Below are 15831 nucleotides of genomic sequence, written 5' to 3' on the forward strand. Positions count from 1 at the left end.
GCCTCGGATTTCTGGCCCCGGACCGGGTCCTGTCGTCGGGCCCCGCCGGTCTGCTTGCCCGAAGGCCCGGGTCCCATCGTAAGGCTGCCCGCTGTCGCCGCACAGTGCACGGATGGGCGTCATGTGGTTGCCGAACCGTTCGAAGAGCCGGAAAGGACTCCGGCCGCGGCCGGGTCGTCCTCGTCGGAGAGCAGGCCCAGACCCGGGTAGTACTTCTTGCCGCTGGACTTCATCATGTCGTTCGGCGACGCCAGACCCAGCTCCTGGCGGATACGGCTGGCGAAGGAACGGGAGGTCGCGGGCCTGATGCCCTCACTGGCGTTGCACCAGGTGCCGTACGCCGCGTACAACACGCCCTGCTCGACCCGGAGCACGTCCGAGGAGCGGTCGTGGCCGTTCGCGGACGGCGGGCTCTTGAGGCAGCACTCCTTGAGGAAGCGCCCGATGTGGTCCTCCGTGGATTCGTACGCCTCGGTGGCCATGCGTACGGAATCCGGACCGGTGAGCGGGTCGCGGGTCTCCAGGTAGTTCATGGCGCCCTCGATGAGCCAGTGGAGGATTCCGGGGCCCTCGTCCCGTACGAGCTCGAAGGCCAGGTTGTCGATCTTGTGCTTGTTCGGGACGACCCGCTCGAAGGGGATCAGTCGGATGCGGCGCCAGAAGGCGTGCCCGCCGGTGCCGACCTCGGGGCGGTGGTTGCCGAGCAGCCACAGCTTGTGGGTGGGGGCGAACGAGAAGTAGTCCTGCCGCATCCGCCGGGCCTTGATGCGGTCGCCACCGGTGAGGAGCTTGACGCGGGACTCGTCGAACTTGTCGTTGGGCTTGAGTTCGGAGCACACCATGATCCGGCGGCCGTGCAGCTCGGTGAGCTCGGTGGAGTGTTCGGAGAACTTGCCCTTTTCCATGAGGAAGCCGGGCGGCGCCGCGTCCGCGTAGTCGCCGAGGATCTGGATCATCACGTCCAGCAGCACCGACTTGCCGTTCGCACCCGCGCCGAACAGGAAGGGCAGCACCTGCGCGCCGACGTCGCCGGTGATCGAGTACCCGAGCAGCAGGTGCAGGAACCGGATCGTCTCCAGTCCCTTCTCGTCGTCGCCGAAGGTGTCGTGCAGGAACTTGTGCCAACGCGGCGTGGGCATGTTCTCGGGGGCGACGCTGGTGGCCCGCGAGTGCCGGTCGGTGACCGGGTCGGGCTTGCGCATCTCGCCCGTCTGCAGGTCCACGACCCCTTCGGGAGTGCACAGTGCGTACGCGTCGCCGTCCAGGACGTCCGGATCCAGGGTGAGCGCCGGGGACGCCTTGGCCTGCGTGAGGAGCGCCTTCATGCCGGGCGTGGACATCGTCCGTTTGCGGTGCGCGTACAGCTCGCGGTCGCTGAAGAAGCCGCGCGGGTCCTGGGCGGGCATCTGCTCGGCCATGTCCCCGGCCGCCCACAGGGCCGCCTTCTCGCCGCCGGTGCGTTTCCACCGGTACTGGTCCCAGGAGTACCAGCCGAGGCCCTCGACGTGGCGGAACTGGTCCCCGTACAGCTGCGCGAACAGCTTGGCGTTGCCCCGGTCGGTGAGCATGCTCGGCAGCAGCCCGAGGGGGTTGGGGTGTTCGTGCACGGCGAGCAGCCCGGGGGGCGCCGCCTGCTGGGCGGGCAGGGCTGCGGGTGAACCGGGGCTCACGGTGGTGCCGGCGGCCGCCTGGTCAGGGCCCGATTCCGGTCCGGGGACCGGGAATTCGAGCATCTGCTGAGCGGCGGCAGTGGCGTCGAAGCTCGTGCTCTCGGCGCTGCTCATGGGCGTCCTTGGGGGTGAAGCGGTCGGGTGGCACCTGCGGCGAGGGCGGAGTCGATGATCGCGGTGTTGCGCTGCGGCTGGTGCGGTCGGGCCGCCTGTGCGGCCCGGGCCAGGAGGTCTCGTGCGTCGGTGTCGGCGAGGTGCCCGGCCGCCACCAGACCGCCCGCGGTGAAGGCCGCCCGGTTGAGCTTCTCGGAGAAGCTCGCTCCTTGCGGGACGGCCCTACAGGCCGCCACTTCGGCCAGGAGGGGGTCCAGAAGCCGCTGTGCGGCCCTGGGGGCACGTCGGGCGCGATAGAGGGGGGCGGGGATCCGCAAGGCGCTCAGAGGGGCGTCAGGGGCTTTTGTCGTGGCCGGGGTGGGGGTGGCTGCCGGTACCTCCTCGGGGGCGGGCGTGGTGGCGTGTCCGGTGCGGGTCAGCTCCCCGGCGAGCCATTCCGGCAGCGGGGCGGGCGTCCTGGCCTCGCCGACGGGCACGTAACTGCCCTGCGGGGTCCGGTTGGTGGGCGCGACGATGTAGCCGTTGTCGGCACGGATGTCGACCTGCCAGGCGAGCGCGACCTTGGTGCTGGACCCGGTGGACGAGCGGTACCGGGTCCCGGGGCGGGTGTTCCGGTACCAGATGTGCAGGCCTCCCGAGGGGGTGCGGACGCGCAGGGTGGTGGCGTCGGAGGCCGGGTCCTGCTGCCCCCGGTAGGCGGCCAGCAGGGCGAGCGTGTCGAACCCGGACCCGAGTCCCGTCAGGTCGACCCGCGGATGGATCGGGATGCCCGGCAGCAGGCGTCCCCGGTCCGGGACCTCAGCACTGTGCGCGTCCACGTCGAGCACGACGAGCCCGGCCGGGCCGCAGGCGACACCCACACCCATCGCGGGGTGCTGCCCCCACCAGTCGTCGATCCGGGCGGTGTCGGTGGTGGCGGCCCGGAAGCCGTGGCACCAGCGGCCGGCGGGCAGGCACGAGCAGTCCTGCGGGACGTGCCCCGGCTCCCGGCAGGCCGCGCAGTTCGCGGCCGGGGTCTTCCGGCCGGGAGCGAGCGGGTGCACCGGCCAGCCGTTGCCCGCGCACCAGCGGGCAACGTCGTGTGCCCGCACGGTCCCTGAGGGGACGGGGCTACTGGTCTCACCGTGGCGCGGCACGCGGTCGTCCTTGTCGGGTTCAGAGGTCGTGCGTTCTGGTGCGTTCGGTCCCTCAGTCATAGAAGCGCTGGTCAGCGCCCTGTAGGGGTCTGTATGAGGGACTGAAGGGACTGAACTTTCCTATGAGGTCCTGAGCCTAGCGCAAGGGTCGGCAATCTCCGCGGGGAACTGCCGTTGTATCAGTTCTTCAGTCCCTTGAGTCCCTTTGAGTCCTCGGCGGGTGGGCGGTCTTCGTTCGCAGCCGAAAGAGGGCCCGAAGGGTTGCGGGTGCCCAGGTACATGATCGCTACCCTCCGCGGGGCCGTGTCGTACTGGCCTACGAGAGGCGGATGCCTCTACGGATCCCAGAGCCGGGGGACGGAAGGACCGGGGACCGGCCGGTTCAGTCCCTACCCTTCAGTCCCTCAGTAAACCTGCAGGTCAGGGGGTTGCGCCCACCGCGAACAGGGACTCAAAGGGACTGAAGGGACTGAAAATCCTAGTTATGAGCGCTTCAGGCTTATAGCTGTCTACTACACGCGTCCGCATACACACGCGCACACAATTGGGATGGATACTGCGAAGTTGAGTCCCTTCAGTCCCTCAGTCCCTTGATCGAAACGAAGTCCACCGCTCTGACCTGCGCTTTTCCCGAGGGACTGAACGGAGGGACTGAAACGCAGGGACTGAGACGCAGAGTCCCCGGCCTGTGCCGCACGCCCTGCGGAAGGGCACAGACGGGCAACCCCCGCGAGGGCGTTCGAGCAGGACCGTGCGTCTGTCCGAAGCGGGGGTTCAGTCCCTCGACCGCCCCGTCGGTCCCTCCTGGAGGCGCCGGTCCCTTGTGCCCAGCAGGTCTTGCGCCCGGATCAGGGATCCACCGGATGGCCCTCCAGGCCCGGGGCGATCAGCGGCGCGGTGGGGGGCCGACGACGCGCCCCGCGCCCCGCAGGCTGTGTGTCCGGGCTCTCTCGTTGCCAGGCACTTTCCTGGCTGCCCAGTCGCTCCTGGCTGCCCAGTCGCTCCCGGCCGCCCAGGAACGTGCAAGACGCACAGGGAGCCCTTGAGGACGCCACAGCCGTGCCGGGAGCCCCTCCAGGGCCGTTCCGGTGCCTGCTGGCGAGCTGGGAGCCCGTGCGGGGCAACAGAAGCCTCGGCGGGCACGGCAGCGTGTGCTCGGTTCCTACCTCCCAGACCCTCGTGCCGGCCGTCGGCGTACGGAGAGAGCGCTGGCGACGCCAGAGGGAGCCGTGACGGGTGCGCGAGGCCGTCAGGCGCCGCTGGAGCGTTTTTCGTCCCGTGCCGGGGGTGAGGCGTTTTGGCCGCGGCTGAGCGCGGACGGGATCACAGCGGAGTCCCTCCCCGGGCGGTGCATCCAGCACGGGGAGGGACGGAGGGACTGAAGGACCGGGATTTCGAAGTACCGGTAGTAACTGGGCCGGGTTCGGCGTGTCGAGGACGGCGCCCCCGAGGCGGGCGTCGTCAGACCCCGGTACTGACCTCGGAGGCCGGGTGGCGCAGTTCTTCGTTGAGGCGCAGGGCCTCGTCCAACTGGTCCTCAAGGATGACGATGCGGCACGCGGCGCCGACCGGGGTGCCCTGGTCGACCAGCTCGCGAGCGCGCGCGGCGATGCGCAACTGGTAGCGGGAGTAGCGGCGGTGGCCGCCCTCCGAACGCAGCGGGGTGATCAGCCGCGCTTCTCCTATGGCCCGCAGGAAGGCGGGCGTCGCACCGATCATCTCGGCGGCCCGGCCCATCGTGTACGCGGGAAAGTCGTCGTCGTCGAAACGGTCCCGGGCATGCTCCTCCCGGGGAGGGGACGGGGCCTGCTGGTTGTCCACTGTCACTGGCACCTCACTGCCTTCGCTGCGGTCTGCGGTCATGGCTCGATGATCTTCGGTGTGCGGGTGGTGTCGTCGGTGCTGCGCTTGGTGTTCCGGGTCGGCTGAACTGTTCGGAGAAACGTCAACGCGTAGAGGGGTCCCGGTACCGTGTGGCACCGGGACCCCGAGGGATCAACACCATCTACCGGCTTCGTGCTGCGCCGGCCTTCTGTTTCCGCGTTCCGGCCGGTGAGAACCGAAATGCGGGGATCGCGGATGCGTGACCGTGGGACCACCTCTCGTTCCGGGGCCTGCGGTACCCGAGCGGACTGTGCCTCACCCGGGCGATCCTGATGGCGTCCTCCTCCTTTTCTCTCGTGCTGCGATCTCTGGTACTGCGAGTACTGCGTACTGCTCGTCGTGCCGGTCCACCTGCGAACTGCTCGCGGCCCTGGGACCGCCCGACCCGGCAACCAACCACGGGACCCTCCTACTGCCCGGCCCCGCCGTTCCGCTGCCGTGCCACAACCTGCTTCGAACCGGCACGCGCGGCACTCCGTATCTGCCGCGCCTCACTGGACTTCGTGGCTACGAGAAGAAATCTAATACCGACGTGCGTCGATGTCTACCGTCTTCGCTACAGATTTTGTGGAGCCCGCAGAACGGGAAAACTCCCCCGCTGAACGCTCCCGCTCGCTGCCCAGAAGATCCGGCCACTCCGTGCGCTCCACCCGCCGCGTTTGTCGCACCCTCTGTCACTCGTACGAGCTGAATTTCGCATCCGCAATGCTCTGCGAGTGTCTGAGAGCCGATGCATCGGGCATACGCCTGCCTCAGGGCGGTACAACCGATCATGGATTGGGGCGTACGCGCATGCAGTTCATCTCCCGGAACACCCACGACTCCGCCGACCACAAGTCGTTGACCAAGCAGAAGAGTGACGGACCGGCCGACCTGAGGGCCGATCGACCGGCCCTCAGGGCCTCTCGGGCGGAACTGATCCGCCGTACGCCCCCGGAGCAGCGTTCCGAGACGATCCGGGGGCGCGGACCGGCCGGAGTCGTTCGCGCCCGCAAGGCGGCCCGCGCCTTCGCCGACCGCCTCTCCCCCGCACCGGCACCCGACACCGCGGACTCCCTCGTGCTGGTGGTGTCCGAACTGGTCACCAACGCGGTCCGGCACGGGGGCGGCCGGTACACCCTCGCGTTGTCCGCGTCGCCCGATACCCTCACCGTCGCGGTGGGCGACCCCAGCCCGGAACGCCCGCATCCTCGCGCCCCCGACACGGCGGACGGCGGAGGCGGCTTCGGTTGGCATCTGGTGGGGATGCTGGCGCAGGAGGTGACGGTGATGTCCGGTCAGGCAGCGCTCACCGGCCCGGCCTCCCTCACCGGGACCGGAGCCCGCTCCCCCGTCCGGACACGTCGTACGGCACGGGGCAAGACGATCCGGGCGGTCCTCCCCCGCTGACCCCCTCTCGCCAACTGCCTCCCCGCGCCGCTCACTTGTGTGATCTCTCCGCCTCCGCCGTGCGGAGACGACTACCCTGGGCGCATGACGGAACCCTGGGATCCTGATGCCGCCGGTGTGCTGCGGCTGCCCTCCGGACGCCTCGTGCGCGGCCGCGGGCTGCGCCGACCGCTTCCCGCGGGGCCCACGCCCACGTACGCGCTCCACCTGCTCGGCAAGGAGCCCCCCGAGGTCCCCTGGGAGGCCCGCTGGCTGCGTTGGCCCGATTTCCGGCTGCCGGGCGACCGCGACGAGGCCCGCGCGCTGCTGTCCGACGCCTGGACCCGTACGGACACCGAACGGGTCGAGCTGGCTTGCGGCGGCGGACGAGGTCGTACCGGTACGGCTCTCGCGTGCCTCGCGGTCCTGGACGGCGTTCCGCCGGACGGTGCGGTTGCCTTCGTCAGGGCCCACTACGATCCCCGTGCCGTGGAAACCCCCTGGCAGAAGCGGTACGTACGGGGCTTCGCCGACTGAGGCCGGAGCGGGCGGGCCGAGCGGTTCAACGCGGAGCGAGCAGTTCCGCCGCGGCCGTGGCGCGTACCGCGCTCGCGACGGCGACCAGGGCGGGCGAGTCCAGCTTCCACTGCTGCCAGTACAGCGGCACGTCCACGGTGCGGTCGGTGGCGAGGAGGGACAGTGCTCCTGCGCGCAGCAGGGGTACCGCCTGCTGTTCCGGTACGAGGCCCCAGCCGAGGCCGGCGGTGATCGCGTCGCAGAAGCCTTCCGAGGTGGGCACGTAGTGCCGGACCGGGCTCGCTCCCCGCGCCGTCGCCCCCTCTTCGCCGTCCGCCAGTGACCGTACGAAGCCGTCCTGCAAATCGTCCTTGCGGTCGAAGACGATGACCGGGGCCCGGCGCAGGCAGTCCACCAGGCGCCCCTCGGACAGATACCGTGCCTCGAACTCCGGGCTCGCCACCGGCAGGTACCGGGCAAGACCCAGGGCCCGTACCGTGCACCCGGCCACCGGGTCGGGCGACGAGGTCACCGCGGCCATCACCCGGCCCTCCCGCAGCAGTGCCGTCGTGTGTCCCTCGTCCTCGCGGCGCAGCTCCACGCAGACGGGCGGGTCCTGCGGGAGTCGGCTCAAGGCGGGCAGGAACCAGGTGGCGAGGGAGTCGGCGTTCACGGCGACGGCCAGCCGTACCGCGTTCCCCGCTCCCGCCGCCTCCTCCGTCAGCCCGAGTTCGGCGCGTGCATCCCTTTCCAGCAGGGAGAGTTGGCGGGCGAACCGCACCAGGACCCGGCCCGACTCGGTGGGCCGAACCGGTTTCGTGCGCATCAGCAGCACTCGCCCCGTGCGCTGCTCCAGGGCCTTGATGCGCTGGCTGACGGCGGACGGGGTGACGTGCAGGGCGGCGGCGGCCGCGTCGAACGTGCCCTCGTCGACCACGGCGAGCAGGGTGGCCACCTGCTCCAGGGGAAGTTCATTCATCATGAGAGCTAAGGGTACGTAAGAATCTTTAGCTGTACTGATGACCCTCTGATCCCTAGCGTGGCACGCATGTCACACAGCACCTCCGGCATCGCTGCGGCCGCGCTCGCCGGCTTCGGCACCGGACTTTCCCTCATCGTCGCCATCGGGGCGCAGAACGCGTACGTCCTGCGCCAAGGCGTACACCGGCACGCGGTACTCGCCGTGGTCGCCATCTGCGCACTGTCCGACGCACTCCTCATCGGGCTCGGCGTAGCGGGCGTCGGCGCGGTCGTCACCGCCTGGCCCGCCGCACTGACCGCGGTCGGCCTGGCGGGCGGCGGCTTCCTGATCTGTTACGGGCTCCTCGCCGCCCGCCGCGTCATCCGTCCCTCCCCCGACGCGGCCCTCACCACCGGGGGCCGGACCGCGGCCGGCTCGACGCGCGCCGCGGTACTGACCTGCCTCGCCATGACCTGGCTCAATCCGCACGTCTACCTGGACACCGTCCTTCTGCTCGGCTCGGTCGCCACCGACCACGGGTCACTGCGCTGGGTGTTCGGCGGCGGCGCGATCGTCGCCAGCCTGACGTGGTTCACCGCGCTCGGCTACGGGGCGAGGCTGCTGAACGGTCTGTTGGCCCGACCGGGGGCCTGGCGGGTGCTGGACGCGGTGGTGGCGGCGACGATGGTGACGATGGGCGGAATGCTGGTGCTGACGGCCTGAAATGTCGTGTTCGATGCCGTCCTGGCTCCTCACGGCCCGTCACATCCCCTTGCTCTCACCCGACACGCGGCACTTTCTTGCCCCCAATGTCACCAATACCCCCGCGGAGGTGAGTAAGGTAACCGCATGACCGTCCCATACGCCCCGGACGACCGGGAAAAGGTAGTAGCGAAGCTTCCCGCCTCCCTGCGCCAAGAACTCAAAGTCAGAGCCGCCGAGTTGGGCGTCGACATCAAGGACGCCGTCACGGAGGGAGTCCAGGCGTGGCGTTCGGAGAAGTCCGAACACCCCGTCGTGGACACCACTGGCGGCAGCTCCTTCTCGACGTACCTTCCGCACGGTCTGTACGGGGAGTTCAAGGACGACTGCAAGGAGCGCGGGCTGCCCTTCAACCAGGGACTCGCACAGGCGATCCGTCTCTGGCTCGGGGCCCACCCCTCCCCCCGTCGCCCCGCCCGCCGCGGTGGCGCGCGCCGCATCATCTTCGGCAACCAGAAGGGCGGCGTAGGCAAGACCGCCACCTCCTCCGGTGTCGCCCAGGCCCTCGCCGAGGCCGGAAACCGCGTCCTGCTCATCGACTTCGACCCGCAGGGCCACCTCACCAAGCAGCTCGGCTACCAGCTCTTCGGCATCGAAGAGCCCAGCCTCGCCAAGCACATGCTCGGCGAAGCCAAGGGCGAGCTGCGTGAGCTGCTCGTCCCGATAGAGGAGAGCGGCTTCGCGGGCCGGCTGTTCCTGCTGCCCGCGTGCAAGGACGCGTTCCTGCTCGATGCCAAGCTGGCCACCAGCCGCTTCGTACGGGTGAAGGAAACCGCCCTGGAGAAGGCGATGGAACCGCTGGAACGGGACTTCGACTACATCGTCGTCGACTGCCCCCCGAGTCTCGGTTACTCCATGGACACCGCGCTCTACTACTGCCGTACCCGCGAGGACGAGGAGCCGGAGACCTCCGGGGTCTTCGTGCCGGTCCTCGCCGAGGACTCCTCGGCCGACGCCTACGACATGCTCTACGACCAGATCCAGGACCTGACCGCGGACATGGAGGTCGAGATCACCATGCTCGGCTTCATCGTCAACATGTACGACAGCCGCAAGGGCTACATCGCCACGTCCTCGCTGGACAGCTGGAAGGCGATCGGCGACCCGCCGGTCATCGGCATCATGCCGGAGCGCAAGGAGCAGCGCGAAGCCGTCCGTCTCAAGCAGCCACTGCTGTCCTACGCACCCGACTGCGAACAGTCCGAGATCATGCGCACCATTGCACGGAGGATCACCTCATGAGCGTCGCCGACCGGCTCGGCACCGGCTCCTCCTTCGGCGGCGTACCGCGCGGCAGGAGCGCCCGCGGCCGCGCCAAGGCTCTGGTCCAGGGCGACGTCCCAGCATACGAACTCGCCCGCATCCGCCTCGAAGAGGTGGCCCCCACCCCGCTGAACCCCCGCCGCAACTTCGGCACCGACGAGGAGATGACCCGCTTCGGCGAGGAGCTGCGCAACACCCAGCTCGCCGCCTGCGTGGCCATCTCGCGTGCCGCCTACCTCAAGGTGTGGCCGCAGCACGAGGCAGCGATCGGGGACGCGCAGTACGTCCTGATCAACGGCGAACGCCGTTACCGCTGTGCCTCACACGTCGGCCTGGAGGCCCTGGACTTCGTCGTACGCGACGATCTGGCGTCCTCCCGCGAGGCGTTCATAGACCACCTGCTGAAGGAGAACCTGGAGCGCGAGGACTTCGACGTCGTCGAGCGCGCCCGGGGCGTGCAGCAACTGGTCCTCGTATGCAGCGAGGAGTCCGCGACGGGTGCCCGCGCACGGGCGGCCAAGCGGCTGGGCCGCGACCGCTCCTGGGTCACCAACCAGCTCGCCCTCCTCGAACTCCCGGAAGAACTCCAGCTGATGCTCAGCGCCGGGACGCTCGCCGAACGGGACGGGCGCATGCTGGCCCGGAAGCTGAAGGACGAGCCGGGCCTGGACGCCGCGGCCCTCCTCGACCACCTCAAGGAGCAGCGGGAGAAGGAAGCCCGCACCCGCGAGGAGACGAGAGCGCTCGCCGAACAGGTGCGACAGCGGCAGCAGGCGGAAGAAGGGGCTGCGGGTGGCGGGCAGGTGTTGTCCGCGGACAACACCTTGCGGGCCGGGCAGCCGTCCGCCGTGCCGTCCCCCCAGGCGTCCGTTCCGGCACCGGCGCAGCCGCCCGCGTCGGAGGCCCCTCATGAGGCTCCCCCGGCTCCGCGCGCGGCAGGGCCCGCAGCGGTGACGGAGGGGACGGCGGCCTCCGGACCCGTGTCGGGTGCTGCTCCGGCGTCGGAGTCTGTTCCGATGTCGGAACCTGCTCCGGCACCGGGGACCGGCCCGGCACCCGGGGCCGGACTGCACCCGCTGCCTGCGGTGGTCCCTGTGCCGGTGGCGGTGCCTCCGTTGGCGGAGCGGGAGAGCACATCGGAGTTGTTGTCCGCGGACAACAACTCCGCGGGTGCCGCCGCGGTCGGCTCCACTGAGTCGACGGCTTCCGACTCCGCTGAACGCGTGACCGACACCAGCGCTCGGAGCCTCGTACGGAAGCTCGGTGCGACACCGGAAGCACAGGCTCGTACGCTCGCGGCCGGCCTCGCACATGACGAACTGGTCGCCCTCGTCAAGGAATTGCACGACCACATGTGACGCATCCGGACAGCTCGCCGAAGGGGCGCGCCCTGGCTCATGCCGGGACGCGCCCCTTGGCGTTCTGTGAGCTCAGTCTTGCGCGATAGCTCCGTACGGCCGCAGGCGTCGGCCGTGCTGCAGAGCCCCCGGACGGGTACCAGCCCGCTGGACGACTCCACCGGCTCGTACCTGTCGACGGCGGGCAGGCGGCATGCGCGGCACAAAGCATGCCGTCTAGGGCATGCCGTTTAGGGCATGCGACGCGTGTGCTGTCGCCCAGATTCAGTGCCTCTGCCAGAGTGAGGCGGGAGGCGGCCGGACAACGGGGCTGGGCACCGGGCAATTGACCACCCCCCACGGGCCCGCCGAGTTGCGGTCCGGGCATCTTCATGCAGGACCCGCACTCGCGGACGCCGTGGCACCGGTGCTGGGAATCGGCGCGGGGCAGGCACCTGAGGACTGGCTGGCGCGGCTGCCCCGAAAAGGGACCGGAGGAGACGCGGTCGTCATGCAGATGGCGAAGGCGTGCCGATTGCGAAAGCGTACGGACTGCGATGGACTGCGAGGGTCGGCGTTCGTGGAGACGCGCCACGACAAGGCCGATCCGGGCAAGCCCTGGTCTACACGGAGGGTTCCTGTGCTTCCCGGCCCGGACGAGGTGACCGGCTGCGGTGTGCGGAGAGCGGGCGCCTGGGACTCGGCTAGACCCGCTGAGAGCGGAAGCGGTCATGTTCGGGGGAACTCCTGGCGGAACGCGGCGTGGCCCTCCCTTCCGCGACCGTCGTAGAGGTGGGCAAGGCGGAGGGTATCGGCTGGTCGGTGATCGAGAGCGATGCGGCTTGGGCGAGCGGGGGTGTTCACTCCGACCTCCTTCAGGCCGTGGTCGTTCTCCTCTGGCCTGCCCTCTGAAGCCCCTCGGTAGGTACGCAGGCAGGCTCGCCTGGGTCATGGCTGATCCATAGGAACGGGCCTTCGGCTAGCAAGCTCCTCCCCGTCTCGCGGGTTCGCTTTCGTCGGCCCGCCCAGAGGTGGCCCGTAGTCGAGAACCGTTCGGCGAGGCCGTCCCTGGATCGCAGTGGTGGTGCAGTACCCGTGCGACGAGACGCACGTCAGACGTGGGAAGGCGGCGTGGTCTGCCTGATGCGACGGGTGCGGTAGTCGTGCCGCCGGAGTTGTTGTCCGCGGACAACAACGCACCGCAGCTGGCTCGCTTCGTTCTCCGTCTTGAGCGGCAAACCACTCCCCCGCGTGAACGGTATCGACTCTGTGCTGAGGCTTTCGTAGGACGAGGACCTCGGTGTCCCGAAGGAACCCGAAGGAAAGTGTTGTCCGCGGACAACAGCTGACGTCTGTCGTTGAGCTCTGGGAAGAATCATGGCGGAACAGGTTCTGTTGTCCGCGGACAACGCCTGCGCTGAGCTCAGTGCTCCTGAATGTGTTGTCCGCGGACAACACGAGGAGTCGCTCGTACGGGCTGAGAGCTGTTGTCCGCGGACAACACTGAGGCACCGGGCTTGGCGGCTACGGGGCCGGCTACCGGTTTCTTGCCATCGGACGTTGGACGTCGAGTGAGCGTGGGGAAAGCGTGGAATGCGGTGCTCCCGCCGCGCAGTCATTCCACCGCGGGGTCGTTCCGCCGCGCAGTCATTCCACCGAACCAGTCATCGCGCCGAACGGTCGCAGAGTCGGTCGTACTGCCGGGGGGATTGACGAAGCACGGCTTCACCTCGATGCGAGGCATCACGTCAGTAGCTTGGTCAGCGACGGCACAAGTCCTGGCGAGCGAGCGCTGTCTTGGCTGAGCACTGTCTTGGCCGAGCATCTTCTTGATTGGCGAGGAGTGTAGAGGGGGCGGCCAGAGGGAGGGGTGTGGTGCCTGGCGACCCGCGACGGTGATGCCGATTGCGACGGCCCGGCTCTCCGGTCTCTCCGCGTCGGCTTCGGATCCGGCTCCCGCCCCGGCTGCGGTCGAGGATCCGGCAGTGAGTCCACGAGCGAATGAGTCTGTCCGAGCCCCCCACTTCAGCGGAGACAACTTGTCTTACGGGAGCGGAGACGACGCCCGGAGCCCGGTCATCGAGGCTCAGAAGGAGGACCGGAGGCGCCAGTGGTGAGGGACATCTGTTGTCCGCGGACAACAGGGGTCGCATCGTCAGCGGGCAAGAGATCGTCGTGAGCGGGCAGAAGGGAACCTGGTTAGTCCGCAAGGTGTTGTCCGTGGACAACATTCGAGACAAGCCTCGGAACACCCAGATGTGTTGTCCGCGGACAACACTGCGGCAGCACCAGACCCGAACTGGCGGGGAAGCCGTTGTCCGCGGACAACGCTCATGAAGAACCTCCCATCCCCCGGCTCTGTTGTTGTCCGCGGACAACAACAGAAGCGCCTCCTCCCCCAGGCTGACCCGCCGCGCCGTCTCTCTCGTCTCCGATGTGGTCATTCCGGTGGTCGCCCACGCGGCGTTGAACGTCCTGGAGCAGGGCTTGGAGCAGCTCGGCAAGCTGGGTCTGTTGCGTGGTACTCAAGCTGCTGATCAGCTCGGCCTCCCGTCCCAGAACGTGCTCCACGGTGCTTTCCCCCAGGTCGTGACCGGTCGGTGTCCACGCCACCTGCACACTGCGGGGCCGTCCCTCGCCGCGGCGGCGGGTGACAAGCCCTTCACCTTTGGCGCAGACGACTGGCGCAGACGACGCGTTGTGAAACAGTTCCCGCGGTGATCAGAGAGCGTCGGCTCAGCTCGCGGGTGCTGAGGGTGTACGGAGCACCGCTCCGACGCAACACACTGAGCAGGTCGACGGTGGCGGCGTCCATTTGGGCCTGGGCAAGGATCCGACGGCGATCGTCGCCAAGGAGTTTCGCTGGACGCCGGATCGGAGTGACGATACCGATCGAGGAGACGGGCGTGCCCGGACGTTCTCGTTCCCAGGCGGCAGCGATGTCCCGTACCGGGTAGCTGGAGTCGAGTACTGCGCGTCCCAGGGCGACGCAGCTGTGGTGACCGGCCGTCGCCGCAGTGGCCTTCACGAGGTGGCCGGGCCGTACGACCGTGCCAGGCGGCTCCGTGCGACCACACGGATCCGCAGGCACTCGTCCGTCTCCTGACAGAACTCCCCGAGCACCTCGACGTGCTGATCAACAACCCGGGCGGCGACACAGACTGCGATACATCCGTTCCCGTAGACCTGGCTTCGTTCCGCCGTCGCTTCCGGGCCAACCTCGAAGCGAATCTGGTGGGTGCGGGCCCTTACGACGAAAGCCGTGGCAGACCCAATTGGCGACCGGAGAGGCCGTGGTGGTGCAGATCGGATTGCTCGCCGCCAACCAGGGTGCCAGGGCGTGGATGCGTACGGCGCGGCCAAGGCAGGGCCGACCGCCTGAACTGCAACCTTGCTGTGCAACCGGGGCCCTGTGGCACCACCGCCAACGTCGTCTCACCCGGCTACCTCTCCGAGACAGAGTTCTTCCGCGACTCGCGCTGTCCGAGGAGCGGCGGCGCATGACAGTCGCTGCCGCAGCTATCGGTAGTGAGCTATCGGTGGTGCGGGTACGTCCGAGGGCGTCGTGAATGCCATCGAGCTTCTCTCGCAGCCCCCCGGGGTGCGTCACTTCACCGGTCAGGTCCTGACCTTGCTCGGGGTGCACCTATACCCCGGTGAGGCCCTCTTCTTCGTGAGGGCATGGTTGCGCCAGAGGCGCAGAGGCGTTGTCCGCGGACAACAACGGGTGCCGGATGCTGGACTCCGAGGCCCGGTTAATCGCCGCCCACACCACGAGATGAGATAGATGGTGCCAGGCGCGGTCAGTTGTGTTGTCCGCGGACAACACAAGCCTTGACCCGTAGTGGTCCGCATCTGTTGTCCGCGGACAACAGAGCCGAAGGTTCTTCGTATGGTATGCCAGGGAGTCGTCGTGTTGTCCGCGGACAACATCGGCCCGTGTTGTCCGCGGACAACATGTCCAAGCGTGTCGGCGGTTGGGAGGGCGTGCGCAGCATGGCGGGTCGGACTTGCCGCCGGGGGAGTGCCGAGAGTTTGCCAACCACCCGTGCGGAGGGAGAGGTTGCGGAGTTGTTGTCCGCGGACAACAGCGTCAGATCCCGCTTCATACCCTCCGCTGCCAAACCCTCGTCCTACGGCTTGCGGCTCTGCGCCGTTCGCCTCTGCTGCCGTACCCGCAGAACGATCGGCACCGTCGGCGGCTCACTCCCGAACGGGTCGACCCCGAGGCGTGCGGTAGAGAGTGGACTGCAAGCCAGTGGCGGGCGCAGGCTGGCTGACCGGAGACCCGGACCTTCCCGGATCCCGCGATCGGCGACGACGACTGAAGATCCGCTGGCGAGGAACATCGCCCCTCGCTTACCCGCCTTCGCCTCCTGGACAGTCGGCCGCCGCAGAGGGCAGCGGTAGAGCTCGGAGCTGGCCGCCGGAGCGGATCCCGTTCCGGCGGCGGTGCGCCGACGGTGAGATCGCGGGGGCTGCGGATCTCGTTGTCCGAGCGGCGCACGGGCCAACAAGTAGTCGTACGGACACCGCGTCGTACACAGAGAGGTGGTCGAGAGGCGATCCGCCGTGCCGCGTTCCGTCCAGGCAGAGCGGACGGCCGAAGACCGGGAGTCGACCGGTGCGTCGGTCCAGCCGCCAAGCGTGGCGTCGACTTGGGGTCGGTCCCATGGCCCCAAGTCGGGGTGGGCATCTGCCGACACTCGCCCGGCACCTCCACCCCCGGAAACGTGCCCTCGGTCGCACCTGCCAGCAGTCCCCTCAGAGAGCCGATGTCAGAGATCCGATGCGGGTAACGCCGGTGCACGATGCCCACC

Annotated in this window: 9 protein-coding genes and 1 pseudogene; 5 read left to right on the top strand and 5 right to left on the bottom strand. The window is 68.9% G+C overall.

Annotation, left to right across the window (positions count from 1 at the left end):
* Nucleotides 1-119: 119 nt before the first annotated feature.
* From ACQPZG_RS01700 to ACQPZG_RS01710, 3 genes are all read right to left on the bottom strand, one after another.
* A complete protein-coding gene (locus tag ACQPZG_RS01700; RefSeq protein ID WP_433543955.1) occupies nucleotides 120-1784 on the bottom strand; it encodes a DNA primase family protein in 1665 nt (554 codons plus the stop codon).
* Entirely contained in the window at nucleotides 1781-2875 is a 1095-nt protein-coding gene (locus ACQPZG_RS01705; protein WP_433543956.1) for a bifunctional DNA primase/polymerase, read from the bottom strand. Before ACQPZG_RS01705 ends, ACQPZG_RS01700 begins: the two co-directional genes overlap by 4 nt.
* A gap of 1506 nt (nucleotides 2876-4381) precedes the next feature.
* A complete protein-coding gene (locus ACQPZG_RS01710; protein ID WP_433543957.1) occupies nucleotides 4382-4783 on the bottom strand; it encodes a MerR family transcriptional regulator in 402 nt (133 codons plus the stop codon).
* An 813-nt stretch (nucleotides 4784-5596) separates the two neighbouring features.
* Here ACQPZG_RS01710 and ACQPZG_RS01715 point away from each other — a divergent pair.
* Nucleotides 5597-6193, top strand: a complete 597-nt coding sequence (locus tag ACQPZG_RS01715) for an ATP-binding protein (protein WP_433543958.1) — start codon at nucleotides 5597-5599, stop codon at nucleotides 6191-6193.
* An 84-nt stretch (nucleotides 6194-6277) separates the two neighbouring features.
* Nucleotides 6278-6709, top strand: coding sequence for a phosphatase domain-containing protein (locus ACQPZG_RS01720; RefSeq protein WP_433543959.1), 432 nt, complete (start codon nucleotides 6278-6280; stop codon nucleotides 6707-6709).
* A gap of 25 nt (nucleotides 6710-6734) precedes the next feature.
* Here ACQPZG_RS01720 and ACQPZG_RS01725 read toward each other — a convergent pair whose 3' ends face one another.
* Nucleotides 6735-7667, bottom strand: coding sequence for a LysR family transcriptional regulator ArgP (locus tag ACQPZG_RS01725; protein WP_433544593.1), 933 nt, complete (start codon nucleotides 7665-7667; stop codon nucleotides 6735-6737).
* Between the two features lie 69 nt (nucleotides 7668-7736).
* On the opposite strand from ACQPZG_RS01725, the gene ACQPZG_RS01730 reads away from it, so the two are divergent.
* The 3 genes from ACQPZG_RS01730 to ACQPZG_RS01740 all read left to right on the top strand — a co-directional run bounded on the left by ACQPZG_RS01730 (nucleotide 7737) and on the right by ACQPZG_RS01740 (nucleotide 11032).
* Nucleotides 7737-8372 (top strand): LysE/ArgO family amino acid transporter, encoded by a 636-nt coding sequence (locus tag ACQPZG_RS01730; RefSeq protein WP_433543960.1) that lies wholly within the window; start codon nucleotides 7737-7739, stop codon nucleotides 8370-8372.
* A 126-nt stretch (nucleotides 8373-8498) separates the two neighbouring features.
* On the top strand, nucleotides 8499-9653 hold the full coding sequence (locus ACQPZG_RS01735; RefSeq protein WP_433543961.1) for a ParA family protein: 1155 nt from the start codon (nucleotides 8499-8501) through the stop codon (nucleotides 9651-9653).
* The gene (locus ACQPZG_RS01740; protein WP_433543962.1) at nucleotides 9650-11032 is read left to right on the top strand and encodes a ParB/RepB/Spo0J family partition protein; all 1383 of its coding nucleotides are present in this window, start codon (nucleotides 9650-9652) and stop codon (nucleotides 11030-11032) included. Before ACQPZG_RS01735 ends, ACQPZG_RS01740 begins: the two co-directional genes overlap by 4 nt.
* 2403 nt (nucleotides 11033-13435) lie before the next feature.
* On the opposite strand, the pseudogene ACQPZG_RS01745 reads toward ACQPZG_RS01740, so the two are convergent.
* Nucleotides 13436-13994 (bottom strand): annotated as a pseudogene (locus tag ACQPZG_RS01745) (MarR family winged helix-turn-helix transcriptional regulator); the annotation flags it as partial.
* Between the last annotated feature and the right edge of the window lie 1837 nt (nucleotides 13995-15831).

Origin of the sequence: Streptomyces sp. CA-294286 (genome assembly GCF_050947155.1) — a bacterium.
GTDB lineage: Bacteria > Actinomycetota > Actinomycetes > Streptomycetales > Streptomycetaceae > Streptomyces.

Bases quoted from the DNA above. Each gene is read 5' to 3' on its own strand.
- ACQPZG_RS01725 (WP_433544593.1), bottom strand. From the start codon at position 7,667: ATGAATGAACTTCCCCTGGAGCAGGTGGCCACCCTGCTCGCCGTGGTC.
- ACQPZG_RS01715 (WP_433543958.1), top strand. From the start codon at position 5,597: ATGCAGTTCATCTCCCGGAACACCCACGACTCCGCCGACCACAAGTCG.
- ACQPZG_RS01710 (WP_433543957.1), bottom strand. From the start codon at position 4,783: ATGACCGCAGACCGCAGCGAAGGCAGTGAGGTGCCAGTGACAGTGGAC.
- ACQPZG_RS01735 (WP_433543961.1), top strand. From the start codon at position 8,499: ATGACCGTCCCATACGCCCCGGACGACCGGGAAAAGGTAGTAGCGAAG.
- ACQPZG_RS01740 (WP_433543962.1), top strand. From the start codon at position 9,650: ATGAGCGTCGCCGACCGGCTCGGCACCGGCTCCTCCTTCGGCGGCGTA.
- ACQPZG_RS01730 (WP_433543960.1), top strand. From the start codon at position 7,737: ATGTCACACAGCACCTCCGGCATCGCTGCGGCCGCGCTCGCCGGCTTC.
- ACQPZG_RS01700 (WP_433543955.1), bottom strand. From the start codon at position 1,784: ATGAGCAGCGCCGAGAGCACGAGCTTCGACGCCACTGCCGCCGCTCAG.
- ACQPZG_RS01720 (WP_433543959.1), top strand. From the start codon at position 6,278: ATGACGGAACCCTGGGATCCTGATGCCGCCGGTGTGCTGCGGCTGCCC.